This window comes from Ignavibacteriota bacterium, assembly GCA_016218045.1.
In the GTDB taxonomy this organism is placed as follows: Bacteria; Bacteroidota; Ignavibacteria; order SZUA-365; family SZUA-365; genus JACRFB01.
This window is the reverse complement of sequence record JACRFB010000059.1, coordinates 79,112-97,603: the sequence shown is the minus strand read 5'-3', so window position 1 is coordinate 97,603 and position 18,492 is coordinate 79,112. Positions and strand designations below refer to the sequence as shown.

The window sequence follows — 18,492 nt, the reverse complement described above, 5'->3', positions numbered from 1 at the left end:
GCCCGTACGCAACGTGAATACGGCGAGGGACGCCTGCTCATGCGGTGGCACCGGTGGCATCTTTGACGGTTTTTCTGGACACGCGGCAATGGAGATGCGGTTGCGCGAGAGAGTGTCGTCGTGCAACCGCATCTTTTAAGAGATCCCTATACTCCCAAATAGGCGCATCGGCGATCATTTGCTGAATTCCTCGGATTATTTTTTTAGCTCGGTCCGAAGTTTTTCCATATCGGCTACGCGCTTTTTAATACGCGACGCTCCGTCGGGTGTAAATTCGGCGGAATTGACCCGTGCATTGGCAAGGACCCATGCGCATTCGGTCGCTGCCACGTCCTTTTCACCAATCTGGAAGGAATGCCGCGCAATTTTCGCGCGGGCCTGGATTTCAATGTACCGGCGCTCCAGCACCTCCTTGTCGATACTCGCGAGAATTCGCCGGTAGGCCTCGATGGCCAGGCGCAGGTCACCCTTCCGCTCCGCGGCTGAAGCCAGTCCCCACAGAAAAAGCCGGTTTGCCGGATATTTGCGCAGCACAGTCTGAGCGGTGCGAATCGCGTCCGTAAACCTCTCCTCCTCGATGTAGATCCAGATGAGGGAATTCGAGGCCTGGGCGCCTGTGGTCGGGGCACGTTCCGCGAGACGGAGGTAGTCGATGCCCGCGATCGATTCGTCGTCGACAAAGGGTGTCCAGGTCAGAAATGACATTTTTTTGCTCTTCCAGTACTTGTACGTGCCAAGCGATGTCAGCGCGTCGAGGTGCCCTGGATGCAAAGCGAGACAGTCCTCGAGGTACCCGTTCGCGATAAAGCCGTGCCGCAGCCCGCTCAACCAGTTCTCGCCGTCGCGAAACTTGTAATACGCGATATAGCTGTGCACCATGCCCATGAAATAGAGTCCGTCGACCGAGCGTTCGTTTTTTTCGAGGATTCGTTCACAGAGGGATTCGGTCTTCTCGAGCAGCCGGTCGAATTCCGGTTGAGGAACGGGTGTTTCAAAGTCCAGGGACATCACCTCCAGGAGGATCGCCTTGTTGAGATATCCGGCTGGATGCTCGGGCGCAGTCCGTATAACCTCGTCGAAGATGGCGCGCGCCTCGCTGTAGCGCTGGTGTCCCGCCATCTCAATGCCGCGCTTGACGAGTTCCGTCACGCGCGGATCGTCGAGGCGCTGTGCCGCGCAAGGGAATACAAACCCCGCGAGCAGTACGACCATGAACAGGGGGCGCGGCCTTGTCGGAATGTTCCGCAGGCGCGCCGGGATGTGTTCGCGCGTCGTCACAGTGTGCGCGATCGACTTCATGACTCCGGCCTTTCGTCTTCGGCGAGCGAAGCTGCTGAGTCGAGGCCCGCGTCCGGGTCCTCGTCTGGGTGAAAAAAGACATGGACGTTTCGCGCGGCGCTCCAACCGACGACTGCGGCGATATCCTCGAGCGAGGCCTGTTCGACGGCCCGCACGGAGCCGAGTTTCTCGAGCAGGTCGCGTGCGCGCGCGGTGCCCACGCCGTCGATCTCCTCGAGTTCCGTCTGCAATGTCGCCTTGCTCCTGCGCGCGCGATGGTATGTGACGGCGAAGCGGTGCGCCTCGTCGCGCACACGCTGCAGAAGCGCGAGTCCGGGCGAGGTCTTGGGGATGTTGAGCGGCAGACTGTCGCCCGGCACAAAGACCTCCTCGAGGCGTTTTGCGAGACCGATCACGGGCTGCGATGCAAGTCCGAGTTCGCGAAGGACCTCCACCGCGCTCGACAACTGCCCCTTTCCACCGTCGATGACGATGAGGTCGGGGAGCGGGTGTTTTTCCTCCAGCACACGCGTGTAGCGGCGACGTACCACTTCGCGCATGCTCGCAAAATCATCGACTCCTTCCACCGTTTCGATCTTGTACTTCCGATATTCGCTTTTTCTGGCCTTGCCATCGAGGAAGGAGACCATCGACGCCACCGTTTCCGCGCCCTGAAAATGCGAGATGTCGAAACACTCGATACGCCGCGGCGCTGTGTGCAGGCGCAGATCCTTTTGCAGGGCGGTGACGGACTTGGGAGTAAACGCGTCGCTCTTGTACTTCTGCACCAACAGCTCGTCGAGCAGGAAACGCGCGTTGGCTGCGCACATGCGCATGAGCTTGGCCTTGTCCCCGATTTTGGGCACAGAGGCCGTCACAGCCATACCGGCGCGTGTGCGGACCCAGGCGAGCAGGCCGTCGAGGTTTTCGGTCTCGGACGGAAGCAGGACTTCGGGAGGAATGTCGAGAGTGGTGCCGTAGTAAGTCTGGAACACGTGCTCGAGGATTTCCTCGTCGCTTTCGTACTCGGCGCCGGTGAAGGTATAGTGCTGTTTGCCGACGATTTTGCCGTCGCGCACGCGGAACACCAAACCCACTGCATCGGGACCCGACGATGCGACGGCGAGCAGGTCGCGGTCGGAGAAGTCGGCCATAGCGACCTTCTGGCGGTCCTGATACTTCTGCAGCGCCATGATACGGTTGCGCAGCGCGGCCGCCTTCTCGAACGCCAGTGCCTCGGCGCAGCGCGTCATCTCGTCCTCGAGCAGACCGCGCAAGGCGCGTGTTTTACCCTTCAGAAGCTGCTCGACCTGCGCGATCATCGCCGCGTAGTCTTCACGCGCCACAAGCGCCTGGCAGGGCCCCTCGCACTTCTGTATGTGGTAGTCGAGGCACAGTGCCACCTTGCGCCGTTCGACGATCTCGTCGTCGAGGTGGTAGTCGCAACTGCGGATGGGAAAGATGCCGCGGATGGTGCGCAGCATGAGATGCATCGCCTTCACGTCGCTGTACGGGCCGTAGTAGCGCGAGCCGTCGCGGCGCACGACACGTGTCGGAAACACCCGCGGATACGGTTCGTTCGTCACCACGATGTACGGATAACTTTTATCGTCCTTCAACCGGATGTTGTAGCGCGGATTGTGCTCCTTGATCAGATTGTTCTCGAGCAGCAGCGCCTCGACTTCCGAATCGGTGACGAGCACGTCGAGGTCGGCGATTTTTGAGACAAGGACATCCTTTTTTGCGTCCACCGGACCCCGCTCGTGGAAATACGAGCGCACGCGCGGCCGGAGGCTTTTGGCCTTGCCGACATAGATCACCTCGCCGCGCGTGTTGCGGAATAAATAGACGCCGGGCGTCGCGGGCAGGTGTTCGAGTTTGGCGGGCAGGGGATCGGGGAGCACGCGGACTCCGTCCCCTCCGCCGCCGGTGTCGACGGAGGTCGTCGTGTCCTGCGTGTGTGCGGTCTCTTCCCGCTGATCCGGCGTTGTACTCTCGGCACTCACGGGACGTGGTTCATCTCTGGAGCATGCTGTGCCGCTGTTGGCTCAGCCGCCGGCCTTCTGGCTGATTTCGACGAGCACACCGTTCGCCGCCTTTGGATGGATGAAGGCCACGAGATAATTGTCGGCCCCCATACGCGGCTCCTGATCGATGAGCGCGACGCCCGCGGCCTTGAGGCGCGCGAGTTCCGCGTGTATGTCGTCGGTCTCGAAAGCAATGTGATGTATGCCCTCGCCACGTTTCTCGATGAATTTCGAGATGGGAGAGTCGGGCGAGATGCCGCAGGTGAGTTCGATGTTGGTGTCGTCGATATGGAAACTCGAGACGTCGACTTTCTGCTCTTCGACGCGCTGCACATGCGAGGCGTGTGAACCAAGCAGGGTTTCAAAAACGGTTTGTGCGGATCCGAGATCCTTGACGGCGAGTCCGATGTGTGCGATGCGGGTAATCATGATGTGTGCGATTGTGAAAGGTGCGGTATGTCCATGAAAAGTACGAGATTTTGCACGGGAGAAAAAGGCGCTTTGGCGGTTGCGCGTGTTGGAAAAGCGGCGGGCAGCAATGCGCTCGCGACAGGTTTTGACGCGGTGTTTTATTTTTCTACGTTCCCGTATTGGAGTGTGCTATGAAAAGATGTTCGTGCATGGTAGTGTCGGTGTGTGTTTTTTGTCTGTACGCAGTGGCCGAGCAGATTTCTGTGTCCGCACAGCCCATGGCGGCGGATTCGAACCGATGGGTGCGCGTGGCTTCGCGCAGCAGCGCGTCGGTCGCGCGGCTGCAGGTTGTATGGGGATTCGAGAAAGATTTTCGATGGACGTCCGTCGAGATACGCCGTCACTCGGCTGTTGCTCCCGACGGGGATTCGGTATGGATCGCCGTCGCGCCGGACCGTGCATTCTGGGACACGGACGTGCAGATCGGGCATCTGTACCAGTACACCCTCATCGTACGCGACTCGGCCGGTGCGACGCTCGACACACTCGAGAGCGATCTTGCCGAAGCGCTGCCCGCGGCGCACATCGATCTGTGGGAGTACATGTGTCCACGCCCTGGCGTGATGTACAAGTACCGGCACCTTGCTTCCTCGCAATTCGCCGGTATGTTCGGTCATGACACCATCGATATCGATATGACGGTGGGTGCTGTGGTCGACAGTGCAGGGGCAACGATGTATCGCCTGCGCGAGCATATCAGCAGTACGCGCACGGTGCGGGATACGCTCTCCTGGATCAGGCTCTCGAAGGAAGACGAGTGTGTGATTTCAACCGTGGATTCAGTGCTCAGATTTTTTCTCTGGACGCCAAGCCCTCCCACTGGTCGGCCCGAGCTGGCCATCAGCGGGAGCAGATATTCCGCCTACAGCGACAACGCCCGTCAACGGTGTCTGCGCTTCGTTCCCGTGCCGGATTCGATCGCGCACCATCCCCCCGACACACTGGTTGTCTACGCCTGGTCGTACGACCGAGGAGATGATTTCAGATGGAAATACGTGCGTGGAGTGGGCCTGGTAGAGAACGAATACAGTTGGTATGTGATTGGCCCAACATATTACGGTGCAGGACGACTGCTCACATGGGTGGCGGGTCGCGAGGACACGCCGGCGTTCGCTCAACTCGAAATCGGTTCGATGTACCCACAGCCGGCGAATGCCATGCTGTCGATCCCTGTCAGCATGCCCGGAGGCGGTCACTGTTTCGCGGCCCTCTATGACGGCCTTGGGCGGTTCATCGGCACCGTGTTCGACGGCACGCTCGGCGACGGCGCGACGATCTTTCATTATCCGACAAGCGGCATGCCGCCGGGAGTGTATTTCCTCGTGTTCCGCGGGGGTGATGCGGTGCACGTCCGCCGCCTTCTCATCCAGCGGTAGAACGGGGATCATATTCAACACAAAGGGCGCTCTCGCGAGCGCCCTTTGTGTTGATTAAAACTGCGTGTTGTCAGCCCTTCATCGCACGCCGGCATTTCTCCGACATGAGTTTGGCGGGTGAACGAAGGGTTTCGATATCGGTTTCTTTCAGAACGGTCTGGAAGTTCTGCAGGGCGGCCTTGAACTGACCGAGCTGGAAATTGCTTTCGCCCATCCAATAGGTGGAGCGCACACGCAGAAGCGCATCGGGTGCGTGTTTGGCGATTTCCGCGAAGGCGTCGAGAGCCCCCGTGTAGTCGCGGTTCTCGAACTGCGCGCGCGCCTTGGCGAAGGCGTCGATCCAGGCATCGAGCGGCGTGCCGGCGGGCGGCGGAGGCGTCTCCTGCACACGTGCGGGTGGCGGCGAAGTTCTCTCGGGCTCGATGCGGACGTCGGCCTTCGGCGTGGGCGGTGCTTCGCGCAACAGCGGTTTGTTTGTCGGCAGCACCATCACAAAACGGAAGGATCCGGGAGTGAGGTACTTGAGCACAAAACCCTGGAAGGGGAAGTTGTACGATTCGCCTTCCTCGTTGATGATGAATTCGCCTTCCGTGCCGAAGAACTGTACGCGGGCGGTGGTCAGGCGCCAGCGCTGCGCGTCGAAGAGGTACTGATTTTCGACGGGGAGCTCGCCGGGACCGATGATGCCCATTTCGATCACGTCGTAGGAACTCGGGTTCAGGACGAAATAGAAGCTGGAGTTCTGCGGGGGAAGGTACACGACAGGAGCGGTGCCCTTCTGGAAAATATACGGAATGCTCGCCCTGTCGAGTATGCTGCGCGCTTCGCCCCAGGACATCCCGAGGGCGACGCCGTAGATCGAAATACGCCTGCTGGTGAGATCGCGCCCGAAATCGGAGATGGGTCCGCGCGCGATATCGACGGGCATCTGCGCGAGAGCCGCCGGCGCGAGCGCCGAAAACGCAGCGGCGAATGCGAGCGCGGCGAGGCGCAGGCGCAATACGCGTGCCGGCCGTTCAGGCCTGTGAACGATGTTCATGTGTCCTCCGCGTGCGGTGGAATGGAAGGAAGCCGGTTCTTACAACAAGCGGTCGCGCAATTCGACCTTCAGATCGGCGATCCTCGGAATATCCACGCCGGGCTGCTTGTAGCCCACGATATATTCCTCGTCCACCTTCATGCGCACGGTGCGTCGGCCGTATGTAAATTTGATCGAGATACGCGTGCGTGCCTCCACGCCCTGCGACTCGACGAGTTCGTGATAGAACTCGGTCTTCATGTAGCCGTCGTCTTTCGAGAGGGTCTCGAACTGGTAGCCGCGCGTGAGCAGGGCGTCGACCACGATCATCCATGCCTCGTTGTAGGAAAGGCCGTCACGCACTTCGTACGTGATCCACCCGTTGGTTTCGGAATCCGGCAGAGGACCGGTACACCCGGAAAACAGCCCGAGCGCGCCGAGGATCAGAAGGACCGGGAGGACAATCCGTTTCATTTGTGAGCTCCTGATAGTGAGTCAGTTGTCGTGTGTCGGAGGATTCAGTTGCCGTAAATGCACTGCTCGAGCAGTCGGAGAAGTTCGCGGTTCAACTGGTCAAGTGTGTCGTTCGATGAGCCCGGCGCGCGCTCCTGCGCGCCCAGATTCCTGTACTGGAAATCCGACGACGGGCGCTGCGGCGCCACCGTGCCGCGCGCAAGATCGTTGCGCATGTGCAGGGAGCGGATGTAGCTGCTCGGCAGGCAGAACAGGTTCGTGAGCGAATCGATGAGCACGCGGTTGTTGCTGTACATGTCGATACCCGGCTTCGCGGGATCCGCGTACCGCCAGGTTTTACTCTCCTGCGTCCGGCCGCGCTCCCAACTGGGATAGACCTCGCGCTGGGGCGCCGGCTTGAATGGCTCCACCGACTGGGACGACTTTTCCTTCGCCGCTCGACCCCACGACTGCTCAATCGAGCCGTCTTGTGCAGAGGCGGACACAAGCGCGCACAGCGCACAGGCGCCTGCGGCAATTACCTTCAACAGCGGCTTGATCATACACCTCTCGTGTGGTTTCACGTGCGTCCAACAAAAAACCGGAATCCTGTCAGCGTCGCGCCCCGTCCGCGGCGTGGTGTCAAATGCGGTAAAAATTGAGCGGGACGATGGATACCTTAACGCGAAACTAGAGATGAAGCCGGTAAAAGTCAATAGGTATCATAGTAATTGCTCGGAATTTTCTGGAATTGTGCCACACGCTTCCAGCGTTTCCGGAGCGCTCCGAAGCGGGAAACGAGACCCTCATCCCGCCCGGAGCCGCTACATCATAGTCACACGGTTGCCGTGTCCGCCAGGTCCTCGCCGTCGATATCCTCTTCCATGTTGACGCGGGCGACATCGGCGATGGTGTCGCCTTCCTTGAGGTTGATCAGCCGCACGCCCTGTGTGTTTCTGCTCATGACGCGGATGTCGCGCACGTGCTGGCGAATGACCATGCCTTTGACGGTGATGATGACGAGGTCGTCCTGATCCGTCACTTCCTTGACCGTGATAACACGGCCCGTCTTCGCCGTGATGTTCATGGTGATGACGCCCTTGCCGCCGCGCCGCGTGAAGCGGTACGCCGACACGTCGCTGCGTTTTCCGTAGCCGTTGTCGCTCACGACAAGCACGTGTGTGTTCGAGCGCGCGAGAATCATGCCGATGACGCGGTCGTCGGGATTGAGGGCGATGCCGCGCACACCCGTGGCGTTGCGGCCCATGTCGCGCACGTCGCTTTCGTTGAAACGTATCGCCTGGCCCTGCTGCGTCGCGATAAGGACGTCACTGGACCCGTCCGTGATCTTCGCCTCGACGAGTTCGTCGCCGCTGTTGAGCGATATGGCGATGATACCCGTGGTGCGCGGATTCCCGTAGGCCGAAAGCACGGTCTTTTTCACCGTACCCTCGCTGGTGACCATGACGATATAGTGCGTGTCGTCGAATTCGCGCACGGTGACAAACGCCGAGATGCGCTCGTCTTTCTGGATGTTGACGAGGTTCACAATCGCGCGGCCGCGCGCGTTGCGCGCGCCCTCGGGAAGGGCGAACACCTTGAGCCAGAGGCAGCGGCCCCTGTTGGTGAAGAACAGAATGTAATGGTGCGTCGAGGCGACAAACATGTGCTCGATAAAATCGTCCTCGCGCGAGGCGGCGCCCGACACACCCTTGCCGCCCCGGCCCTGCCTGCGGTACGCGCTGACCGGCGTGCGCTTGATGAAGCCCTGATGCGTGATGGTGACCACCACGTCCTCTTCGGCGATCATGTCCTCGAGGCGGAAATCGGCGTAGTCGTAGACGATCTCGGTGCGGCGCGGATCGGCGTACTTGTCCTTCAGCACGCGCAACTCGTCGGCGATGAGGCGCCAGCGCAGCGTCTCGTTCTCGAGCAGACCGCGCAGGCGCGCGATGGTCTGAATCGTTTCCTTGTACTCGTCCTCGATCTTTTTGCGCTCGAGTCCGGTTAGACGCTGCAGGCGCATGTCGAGGATGGCCTTCGCCTGGATCTCGCTCAGTTTGAACTTGCGCATGAGGTTCGCGCGGGCGGTGTCGACATCACGCGATTTTTTAATCGTCTCGATCACCTCGTCGATGTTGTCGAGAGCGATGATGTAACCCTCGAGAATGTGCGCGCGACGCTCGGCCTCGGCCAGTTCGAACTTCGTGCGGCGCACCACAACGTCGTGGCGGAAATCGAGGAAGTGCCGCATCATCTCGCGCAGCGACAGCACCTTGGGACGGCCGTCGACAAGCGCGAGCAGAATCGCGCCGAAGGTGACCTGCATCGACGTGTGTTTGTAGAGATTGTTCAGAACGACGTCGGGACTCCCGTCGCGCTTGATCTCGATCACCACACGCATGCCGTCGCGGTCGGACTCGTCACGGATATTCGTGATGCCCTCGAGCTTGCCTTCCTTCACCAGCTCGGCCATCTTCTCGATGAGATTCGCCTTGTTGACCTGATAGGGGAGTTCGGTGACGATGATGTTTTCGCGGCCGTTTTTCTGCGTCTCGATGTTGGCGCGCGCGCGGACGAGGATGCGGCCGCGTCCCGTGAGATACGCATCCTGCACTCCCTGATATCCGAAGATGATGCCGCCTGTCGGGAAATCGGGCGCCTTTACATGCTGCATCAGTTGTTCGGGCGGAAGCTCGGGATTCTCGATCAGCGCGAGAAGACCGTCGACGATCTCGCCGAGATTGTGCGGCGGGATGTTGGTCGCCATGCCGACCGCGATGCCGTTGGCGCCGTTGACGAGCAGGTTCGGCAGCAGCGCGGGCATGACCGTGGGTTCCTGCAGCGACTCGTCGAAGTTGGTCGTGAAGTCGACCGTGTCCTTCTCGAGATCGCGCAGCATTTCCATGGCGATGGGCGCGAGGCGCGCCTCGGTGTATCGCATGGCCGCGGCGGAATCGCCGTCGACCGAGCCGTAGTTGCCCTGGCCCTGCACGAGAGGATAACGGAGCGAGAAGTCCTGCACCATGCGCACCATCGCGTCGTACACCGCCGAGTCGCCGTGCGGATGGTACTTGCCGAGCACTTCGCCGACGATACGCGCCGACTTCTTGTACGGGCGTGTCGGACCCACGCCGAGTTCGCTCATGCCGTACAGGATGCGCCTGTGCACGGGCTTGAGACCGTCGCGCACATCGGGAAGTGCGCGCGCGACGATGACCGACATGGAGTAATCGATGTAGGAATTTTTCAGTTCCTCTTCGATGCTGACCGGAAATATTTTTTCTACTGGCGTTGACATTCTGATCCGCGAATCGGGGGTGAAAGTTTCAAATCATGGAAAAGTACGAAATTCTCCGTGAGCGTAAAAGCGGTGCAGGCATTGCACGTGTGTCGGTCGTGTGCCGCGGCGGGCGCGATTTCGCCGCAGCCGTCGATTTTGTTTTCGGTTCCGCGCCAAGTACATTTTGAGACTTGGAACGATTGCAACACGGATCGCAATGACGGCCGCGGACATACAGAAAACCATACAGCTTTTCCAGCGACACCTGGAGAAGAAAGGGAAGAATCCGAACACGGTGCGTTCGTACGCGAACGACATCCAGCAATTCTTCAAGTGGTACGTGAACACCGCCGGTGACGGATTCACGATCGCCGACATCACACGCGGCGACGTGATCGACTTTCGCGGTTTTCTCCTGACGCGCAAGTCGTCGCTGGCCTCGGTGAACCGGCGCATCACCTCGCTGCGGCAATTCTTCGAGTTCTCGATCGAGAGCGGCTGGGCCGTGGGAAATCCCGTGGTGACCGTGCTTGGCCTGCCGTCGGAGCCGCAGATCCCGACCGTGCTCGCGCGAAAGGACGCGCTGCTGCTCGTCCGTCAATCGGAACAGTCCGCGCGTCCCATGGAGACGGCGATCATCCTGCTTCTTCTGCACGCGGGCCTGCGCAGCGGCGAGATCTGCGGCCTCACCATCGGCGATCTGCACCTGACGCCGCGTGTCGGCCGCCTTTTTATCCGCGGCCAGCGCCGCAAGACCGTGCGTTTTGCGCAGTTGAGCACCCGCACGCAGGCGGCGCTGCGTCAGTACCTGAAGCGACGCGGCACCGCGGTGCTGTCGCGCAGACGCAGGGCGGAACCGCTTTTCCTGCATCGCGACGGCGAACCCCTGTCGCAGCAGGCGGTGGACGCCATCGTGAAGCGCGTGGGCCGCGACGCCGGCGTGCCCAACGTGACTCCGATGATGCTTCGCAACACCTTCGCCCTGCAGATGCTGATCCACGGCGAAACGCACGACGCGGTGAAGCGCGCCCTCGGTGTCACCTCGATCAAGAACCACATCCGTCTGCTCGAGAAGATCCGCACCGAAGATTTTCCCTTCTGAGGAGCGACCGTGCGCATTCCCGCCGCGACACTTCTTGCGTGGTACAGCGAGGGCATCTTTCCGATGGGAGAGGAAGACGGTTCGATATCGCTCTACAGCCCCGACCCGCGCGGCATACTGGACCTCGACACTTTCCATGTGCCTAAGACGCTTGCGCGGATCCTGCGAAGCGGCCGCTTCGACATACGCGTGAACACCGCCTTCGACGAGGTGATTCGCGCGTGCGCCGCGCGCGAGGAAACGTGGATCACGCGCGAGATCGAAGTCGTTTATCGCAACCTGCACACACGCGGTTTTGCACACTCGGTGGAGGCGTGGACGGACGGGGCGCTGGCCGGAGGGCTGTACGGTGTGGCCATCGGCGGGGCGTTTTTCGGCGAGTCAATGTTTACACGTGTGCGCGACGCCTCGAAGGCGGCCCTTGTCGCTTTGGTCGCGCGGCTGCGGGCGCGCGGGTTCATTTTGCTCGACACACAATGGACAACGCCGCACCTCGAGAGATTCGGCGGACGGGAGATCCCGCGCGAGGAATATCTTGAGCGCCTGCGCGAAGCGCGCGGGCTGCCCGTCACATTCTACCCGTGAATGGTTCTCAGAGCGCGTCGAAGGAACGGCCGAGAAATTCTTCCGCTATACGATCCACGCTGGGAAGCACAACCAGGGGCCCGTTCTGACGGAGTACACACGCGGCGACCGCGTTCGCGAATTGTGTGGACTGCGCAAGTCCGTACCCTTCCGACATTGCGATGTACAGCCCGGCGTGCCAGGCCTCGTGCACACCCGACGGATCCACCACCGGTGCGTCGATCGCCGGCACGGCACTGACCTCGCCGTCTTCTGAAATGAGACAGCCGTCCTTGCCCATGGTGAGGATAACCGTGTCAACGCCGAGATCGTGGTACTTCTTCAGATAGTCCTCGCGCGTCGAACGGCCGAAAAGATGTTCGGCGTCGTCGATGGTCGGTGTGGCGATATCCGCGAACTGCAGCGTTTTTTTAATCGTCGCGAGGGCGTCATCATGATCGCGCCACAGCGCCGGCTCGTAATACGGCTGCAGAACCGTGGTGCACGCTGATTTTTTTGCCAGGCGCAGGATTTCGAAGACGCTGTGCCGGCCGGGATGTTTCCACAGAGTAAATCCCGAACCGTGCACGAACTTCGATCCCTGCGCAAGAAGCACGTGCTCTTTCGTGTTATGTAATTGCCAGTCGGACAGCCTGTAATATGTTGTCTGTATGGCGCGACCTGCGCGCGCACTGAAGAGCAGGCTGGTGGGCTGTTCGCGCGAGAACTGCAGGCCGCTGACATTGACCTTGTACTGGCGCAACGTGTTTTGCACGAACGTGCCCAGCGCGTCGGCACCGACAGACGCGACACACGCGCTGCGTCCGCCCAGCATCGCCGCGTAAATGGCCACATGTGCGGCGGAACCGGCAATGTGCCGCTCGAACGAGGCAGCCTCCGGCAGTGACGCGTCGTGCGCGCGGAGCTCCACGAAGGCGTCGCCCACGGCAGTGACATCGTACTGAACGGGAGGGAGGAATGATTGAACGCTCATCGGTGGCGAAGCTCCTTTCGGAATCCTATAGTTTCAGAAGTGCGGCACACGATCGGCTCGTCCTGGATTCAAACCTATGCCGCCAATCCGGTGGGCGGTGCTTGAAAGGAGGGCGTGGAGTGGAGGGATTGTCGCTCCGCGGCCAGCGCGGCTGCACACCGGGAGCGCACCGGCACTGCACAGAGACAATAACAGCTATTAATGTACGGGCATTTATGAAAAAATCAAAAACACTCCGAATAAAAGCAATCCCGCCGTCCCGCGAGCCGCTCCGACCTTGGAATTGAGGCCGACCGCGGATATATTTACTGTCTTATGGTGTCGCAGCAGCTCGCGAATATTCTCCTCCGTGTGAACGCTGCATGCGGACGCGCCGGTCGCCTCCCGGGCGAGGTGCTGCTGCTTGCGGTCACAAAAACCCAGAGCGTCGAGCACATCAACGCAGCGCTGGCCGCCGGCATCACGGCGATCGGCGAAAACAGGGTGCAGGAATACCTCGCGAAACGTCCCGCACTGCGACCGCACGAGTTCCATTTTATCGGCCACCTTCAGAGGAACAAAGTGAAGCAGATACTTCCGCATTGCGCATGGATCCATTCGGTGGATTCCCTTCGCCTCGCGGAGGAACTGCGCCGGCAGGCGCGCTGCCTGCCCGCGCCGGTCTCGGTGCTCGCGGAGGTGAACACCAGCGGCGAGGCGTCGAAGGACGGGATAGATCCCACCGAAGCGTATGCGCTTGCCGACTTACTGCACGGATCCGAAGGCCTCGTATTCCGCGGCTTCATGACCGTCGCTGCTCCCGCTGACGATGCGGAACAGGTGCGACCGTCGTTCCGTCTGTTGCGGACTTTGTGTGACGAGACCCGCGCGCGTTTCAACGACCCGCGCATCAATCAACTGTCCATGGGCATGTCGGGCGACTACGAGGTTGCGATCGAAGAAGGCGCCACAATCGTCCGGCTCGGAACAGCCCTTTTTGGTGAACGACAGGCGAACGTTTGAAAGGGACGCACCATGACACCTGATCACATCCAGGAACAGACGTTCAAGAAATCCCTCCGCGGATACGAACCCGCCGCGGTGCACGCCTTTTTGGACGAACTGGCCGATGGTGTGCGGTCTCTCGTACAGCAAAACGAGGTGCTTCGCGCCCGGCTCGCCCTGCTCGAGTCGAAGCAGAAGGATTCCGAGGCGGTCGAGGAACGGCTGCGCGCCGTGCTTGCGGGGCTGGAAGGCACGGCGGATGCTCTGCTCGAGCAGTCGCGCAACAATGCGGCCGCGGCGACGGAGCGCACGGAACAGGAGAGGACGCGCCTTGTTGCGCACGCGCGCGAGGAAGCGGCGCTGATCACGCGCGACGCCGAGCGCACCGCGCGCCGGCTCGTGGACGAGGCGCAGGCCAAACGCGACCGCGTGCTCGAAGAAGTGGAACTGCTCTCCGCACGCCGCGCGGCGCTGGTCGCCCGCATGAAGTCCATCATGGCGGCACAGCTCGAATTCCTGCAGTCATTGGAGCGCGACGCGCGAGACTCCGTGGCTGACACGCCGGAAGTGCCCGGCGCGTTGTCGAAGCCGGAGGGGCTGAGCGCGGCGCGGCTTCACACAATTCTCTCCACCATCGATGCCGGAGACCCGAGGCGCCAATGAGCGAACTGCGCCAGCATATCGACGAAACACTCGCGTATCTGCGAAGCAGAACAGCGATGACACCGCCCGTGGGCATCATCCTCGGCACAGGCCTGGGCGGGCTCGTCGGCGAGATCGAGTCACAGACCGTCATCGACTACGGCGACATACCGCACTTTCCGATTTCCACGGTGGAATCGCATCACGGCAAACTCATCTTCGGCCGGCTGGCCGGCGTCGACGTTGTCGCGATGCAGGGGCGCTTCCACTACTACGAAGGATACACGCTGCGCCAGGTCACGTATCCGGTGCGTGTCATGAAATTTCTCGGCGTCGAGACGCTGCTCATTTCAAATGCCGCGGGCGGCATGAATCCGCTGTTCCGCCGCGGTGATCTGATGGTGATCGACGACCATATTAACCTCATCGGCGACAATCCCCTCATCGGTCCGAACGACGACCAGCTCGGTCCGCGCTTCCCCGACATGAGCGAGCCGTATTCCCGGCACCTCATCGCGATGGCCGAAAACGTCGCGCTCGACGCGCGCATCCCTCTGCGCAAGGGCGTCTTTGTCGCCGTCGCCGGACCGAACCTCGAGACGCGCGCGGAGTACCGCTTCTTGCGGGGCATCGGCGCCGACGTCGTCGGCATGTCCACCGTGCCCGAAAACATTGTCGCCGTGCACATGGGCATGCGTGTGCTCGGCATGTCGATCGTCACCGACGAGTGTTTCCCTGACGCACTCGAGCCCGTCGACGTGCCCGCGATCATCCGCACCGCGAACGAGGCAGAACCCAAACTGACCGCCATCATGCGCGGCGTCGTCGCGCGTCTGCACGCCAAGTGAACCACACATGGACGAAAGCGCAGGCGCGGTCCTCAAACTTGCGACGGTCATGTTCGCGCTCGCGGCCGCGGTGCTCGCCGCGCGCCTGCATTTCGGATACATTCCCGTGCTGGGCTCGATGCCCGGCGACATCACCCTGACCTTGCCGCACGGTTCGCTGTTCCTGCCTCTGGGCAGCAGCGCCGTACTCAGCGTTCTCCTCGTTCTCGTCACATATATTTCTTCCAAATCGAATCGCACAGACGACCAATAATCATGTTCACCCCGTACCCCGACACCTTCACGTATCCCGGCATCGATCAGGACATCCTCGCGCATTGGCATGAGCAGGGGGTTTTCGAAAAAAGCATCGCCGAGCGCGATCCCGCCCGGCACTTCGCTTTTTATGAAGGTCCGCCCACCGTCAACGGACGTCCCGGCATTCACCACGTGATGGCGCGCACGCTGAAGGATCTCGTCTGCCGTTACAAGACCATGGACGGGTACCGCGTGACGCGCAAGGCGGGGTGGGACACGCACGGCCTGCCGGTGGAGATCGCTCTCGAAAAAGAACTCGGGTTCACGCAGAAATCCGACATCGAGAAATACGGCGTGGCCGAGTTCAACACCAAGGCGAAGGAACTGGTGTACAACCACATCGAGATGCGCGACGGATGGCAGACGCTCACCGAGCGCATGGGGTACTGGATCAATCTCGACGAGGCGTACATCACCTGCACCAACAACTACATCGAATCGGTGTGGTGGGCGATCAGCGAGTACTATCGCAAGGGCCTTATCTACAAGGGATTCAAGATCGTTCCCCAGTGTCCGCACTGCGAGACGCCGCTTTCGTCGCATGAACTCGCGCTCGGGTACAAGGATGTGAACGACATGAACGTGTACGTCAAATTCCGCGTGCGGGGCGAGGATGCCGACATACTCGTGTGGACCACCACGCCGTGGACGCTTATTTCGAACGTGGCGCTCGCCGTCCATCCCGACGTCGACTACGCGCGTGTCCAGACGCCCGAGCATGGCGTGTTGTACATCGCCGTCAACCGCCTGTCGGTGCTGGGCGAGAACGTCGAGGTGCTCGACGTGATGAAAGGCGCCGATCTCGCGGGCAAGGAATACGAGCCGCTCTTCTCGTACGTGCCCGTCGACCGCAAGGCCTTCTACGTGGTATGCGGCGACTTCGTCACCACCGACGACGGCACCGGTGTCGTACATATCGCGCCCGCCTTCGGCGTGGACGATTACGAAATGCTGCGCGCGAACGATCTGCCGTTCATTCTTCCCGTGACACCCGGAGGCCGCTTCACCGACGAGGTGACCGATTTTGCAGGGCGCCTGGTCAAGACCATCCGTTTCGATTCGAAGGTGGAGGAAGGCGCAGATCCCGACATCCTGAAACATCTGAAGGCACGCGGCCGCATTTACCGCTCGTCGAAGGATTACATGCACTCGTATCCCTTCTGCTGGCGCTGCGACAATCCGCTCATCTACTATGCCCGCGACAGTTGGTACATCCGCACGACCGAGTACGCCAAACGCATGATCGAGCTGAACGGCGAGATCACGTGGTGTCCGCCCGAAGTCGGTTCGGGCCGTTTCGGCAACTGGCTCGAGGAGAACAAGGACTGGGCGCTGTCGCGCGATCGTTACTGGGGTACGCCGCTCCCGATCTGGGTATCGGAGGACGGCAGTGACACCTTCTGTGTCGGATCCGTCGAGGAACTGCTCGAAGGATGGATCGTGCGCGACGGCGAACGCCGCCATCCGACGCGCGAGGAAATCGATCTGCACAAACCATTCGTCGACGGAATCATCTTCGAAAAGAACGGCGTCACCTACCGCCGCACACCCGAACTGATAGACGTGTGGTTCGATTCAGGCGCCATGCCCTTCGCGCAGTATCACTACCCGTTCGAGAACCGCGAGCTGTTCGAGACAAATTTCCCCGCGGACTTCATCTGTGAGGGCATCGACCAGACGCGCGGGTGGTTTTACACGCTGCACGCGATCGCCGTGGGACTGTTCGACAAACCCGCGTTCCGCAGTCTCATCGTGAACGAGCTGATTCTCGACAAGGAAGGGCAGAAGATGTCGAAGCGGCTTGGCAACGTGGTGGATCCCTTCGCCATCATCGAGCGCTACGGGGCCGATGCGACACGGTGGTATCTGACCACCAGCAGTCCGCCCTGGCGCCAGACCAAGTTCAACGCCGAGGACATCGAGGACGTGCAGAAGAACTTCTTCCGCGCGCTTACCAACACGTATCAGTTCTTCGCGATGTACGCCAACATCGACGGCTTCACCGCGACGGACGAGCAGGTGCCTGTCGAGGAGCGTCAGGAGATCGATCAGTGGATACTGACCGAGCTGCACAACCTCGTCGCCGAGTACCGAACCGAGATGGACGCGTACGATGTGACGGCGGCGGCGCGCGCGGTGGCCGATTACACCGTGGATCAACTTTCGAACTGGTACGTACGGCGCAACCGCCGGCGCTTCTGGAAGGGCGAGATGTCGCGCGACAAGGAAGCCGCGTATCAGACGCTGCACACATGCCTCGTCACCGTGGCGCAGCTCATGGCGCCGTTCGCGCCGTTCCTTTCCGACAGCCTGTACCTCCGCCTGACCGCCGGCATGCCCGGTGCGCGCGAGTCGGTGCACCTTACGCTCCTGCCGCAGCCGGGACCCGTGAACGCCGAGCTGAAGAGGCGCATGCGCGACGCGCAGCGCGTGGTGTCGCTCACGCGCGGGCTGCGCGAGAAAACGCGTCTGAAAGTGCGGCAGCCGCTCGAGAAAATCATCGTCGCGACACATGACGAGCAGATGAAAGCCGACATCGTCTTGATGGACGAGGTGATACGCGACGAGACCAACATCAAACGCATCGAGTTCATCGACAGTGATTCGGATCTCGTGGTGAAAAAGGCCAAGCCCGTGTTCAAGGCGATCGGTCCCAAATACGGCAAGATGGTGAATCCGGTTGTGAACCGGATCAAGGCCTTCACCCGGCCCGAGATCGACACCATCGACCGTGAGGGCAGCATCACCGTGGATGTGGACGGCACCGCTGTGACATTGACACGCGACGAGGTGGAACTGGTGCATGAGGACATTCAAGGCCTGACCATCGGCACCGACGGCGATCTGGTCGTTGCGCTCGACACGGAGCTGACCGAGGAACTGCTCGACGAGGGACTCGCCCGCGAATTCGTCAACCGCATACAAAATCTCCGCAAGGATCGCGGGTTTGAAGTTGTCGACAGGATTGCGATCTTGTATCAGACGTCGGAGCCGCGTTTGGACGGGGCGATACAGCGTACCGCCGACTATATCCAAGCCGAGACGCTCGCAATCAAAATTCTTTCGGCCGAAATTCCGGACACATCCGCCGAACATATCAGCGTGAACGAGTACGCCTGCAAGGTCTACGTCACAAACGCCGTCCTGGGCTGAGC

At 60.9% G+C, this 18,492-nt stretch carries 16 protein-coding genes; 8 read left to right on the top strand and 8 right to left on the bottom strand.

The genetic code is table 11. The annotated features are described in order from the left end of the window. Positions 1–195: 195 nt before the first annotated feature. From HY962_15320 to mce, 3 genes are all read right to left on the bottom strand, one after another. Positions 196–1,299 (bottom strand): tetratricopeptide repeat protein, encoded by a 1,104-nt coding sequence (locus tag HY962_15320; GenBank protein ID MBI5648301.1) that lies wholly within the window; start codon positions 1,297–1,299, stop codon positions 196–198. Beyond that, on the bottom strand, positions 1,296–3,182 hold the full coding sequence (locus tag HY962_15315) for an excinuclease ABC subunit C (protein MBI5648300.1): 1,887 nt from the start codon (positions 3,180–3,182) through the stop codon (positions 1,296–1,298). The genes HY962_15320 and HY962_15315 overlap by 4 nt, the downstream gene beginning before the upstream one ends. A gap of 144 nt (positions 3,183–3,326) precedes the next feature. Beyond that, positions 3,327–3,734, bottom strand: coding sequence for a methylmalonyl-CoA epimerase (gene mce, locus HY962_15310; protein MBI5648299.1), 408 nt, complete (start codon positions 3,732–3,734; stop codon positions 3,327–3,329). A 245-nt stretch (positions 3,735–3,979) separates the two neighbouring features. On the opposite strand from mce, the gene HY962_15305 reads away from it, so the two are divergent. Next, positions 3,980–5,152 carry a T9SS type A sorting domain-containing protein gene (locus HY962_15305; GenBank protein ID MBI5648298.1) on the top strand — a complete coding sequence of 391 codons (1,173 nt, stop codon included), beginning with the start codon at positions 3,980–3,982 and terminating at the stop codon, positions 5,150–5,152. Positions 5,153–5,222: 70 nt separating this feature from the next. Here the strand turns inward: HY962_15305 and HY962_15300 are convergent, their stop codons facing one another. The 4 genes from HY962_15300 to gyrA form a co-directional block, all read right to left on the bottom strand. Then, complete coding sequence (locus HY962_15300) at positions 5,223–6,191, bottom strand: hypothetical protein (GenBank protein MBI5648297.1); 969 nt, start codon at positions 6,189–6,191, stop codon at positions 5,223–5,225. A gap of 39 nt (positions 6,192–6,230) precedes the next feature. Next, positions 6,231–6,644 (bottom strand): hypothetical protein, encoded by a 414-nt coding sequence (locus HY962_15295; protein ID MBI5648296.1) that lies wholly within the window; start codon positions 6,642–6,644, stop codon positions 6,231–6,233. 44 nt (positions 6,645–6,688) lie between these two features. Next, positions 6,689–7,186 carry a hypothetical protein gene (locus HY962_15290; GenBank protein MBI5648295.1) on the bottom strand — a complete coding sequence of 166 codons (498 nt, stop codon included), beginning with the start codon at positions 7,184–7,186 and terminating at the stop codon, positions 6,689–6,691. A 272-nt stretch (positions 7,187–7,458) separates the two neighbouring features. Further along, complete coding sequence (gene gyrA / locus HY962_15285) at positions 7,459–9,924, bottom strand: DNA gyrase subunit A (protein MBI5648294.1); 2,466 nt, start codon at positions 9,922–9,924, stop codon at positions 7,459–7,461. Positions 9,925–10,123: 199 nt separating this feature from the next. On the opposite strand from gyrA, the gene HY962_15280 reads away from it, so the two are divergent. Both HY962_15280 and HY962_15275 read left to right on the top strand, forming a co-directional pair. After that, positions 10,124–11,008 carry a tyrosine-type recombinase/integrase gene (locus HY962_15280; GenBank protein MBI5648293.1) on the top strand — a complete coding sequence of 295 codons (885 nt, stop codon included), beginning with the start codon at positions 10,124–10,126 and terminating at the stop codon, positions 11,006–11,008. 15 nt (positions 11,009–11,023) lie between these two features. Beyond that, positions 11,024–11,593 carry a leucyl/phenylalanyl-tRNA--protein transferase gene (locus HY962_15275; protein ID MBI5648292.1) on the top strand — a complete coding sequence of 190 codons (570 nt, stop codon included), beginning with the start codon at positions 11,024–11,026 and terminating at the stop codon, positions 11,591–11,593. A 7-nt stretch (positions 11,594–11,600) separates the two neighbouring features. On the opposite strand, the gene HY962_15270 is transcribed toward HY962_15275, so the two are convergent. After that, positions 11,601–12,566: a sugar kinase gene (locus tag HY962_15270; GenBank protein ID MBI5648291.1), complete on the bottom strand. Its 966-nt coding sequence runs from the start codon at positions 12,564–12,566 to the stop codon at positions 11,601–11,603. A gap of 315 nt (positions 12,567–12,881) precedes the next feature. On the opposite strand from HY962_15270, the gene HY962_15265 reads away from it, so the two are divergent. The 5 genes from HY962_15265 to HY962_15245 are packed head-to-tail and all read left to right on the top strand — an operon-like array spanning position 12,882 to position 18,490. Beyond that, on the top strand, positions 12,882–13,568 hold the full coding sequence (locus tag HY962_15265) for a YggS family pyridoxal phosphate-dependent enzyme (GenBank protein MBI5648290.1): 687 nt from the start codon (positions 12,882–12,884) through the stop codon (positions 13,566–13,568). Between the two features lie 12 nt (positions 13,569–13,580). Further along, complete coding sequence (locus HY962_15260; protein ID MBI5648289.1) at positions 13,581–14,213, top strand: DivIVA domain-containing protein; 633 nt, start codon at positions 13,581–13,583, stop codon at positions 14,211–14,213. Beyond that, positions 14,210–15,040: a purine-nucleoside phosphorylase gene (locus HY962_15255; protein MBI5648288.1), complete on the top strand. Its 831-nt coding sequence runs from the start codon at positions 14,210–14,212 to the stop codon at positions 15,038–15,040. Before HY962_15260 ends, HY962_15255 begins: the two co-directional genes overlap by 4 nt. A gap of 49 nt (positions 15,041–15,089) precedes the next feature. Next, positions 15,090–15,293: a DUF2905 family protein gene (locus tag HY962_15250; GenBank protein ID MBI5648287.1), complete on the top strand. Its 204-nt coding sequence runs from the start codon at positions 15,090–15,092 to the stop codon at positions 15,291–15,293. A 2-nt stretch (positions 15,294–15,295) separates the two neighbouring features. Next, entirely contained in the window at positions 15,296–18,490 is a 3,195-nt protein-coding gene (locus HY962_15245) for an isoleucine--tRNA ligase (GenBank protein MBI5648286.1), read from the top strand. The last annotated feature ends 2 nt before the right edge of the window (positions 18,491–18,492 follow it).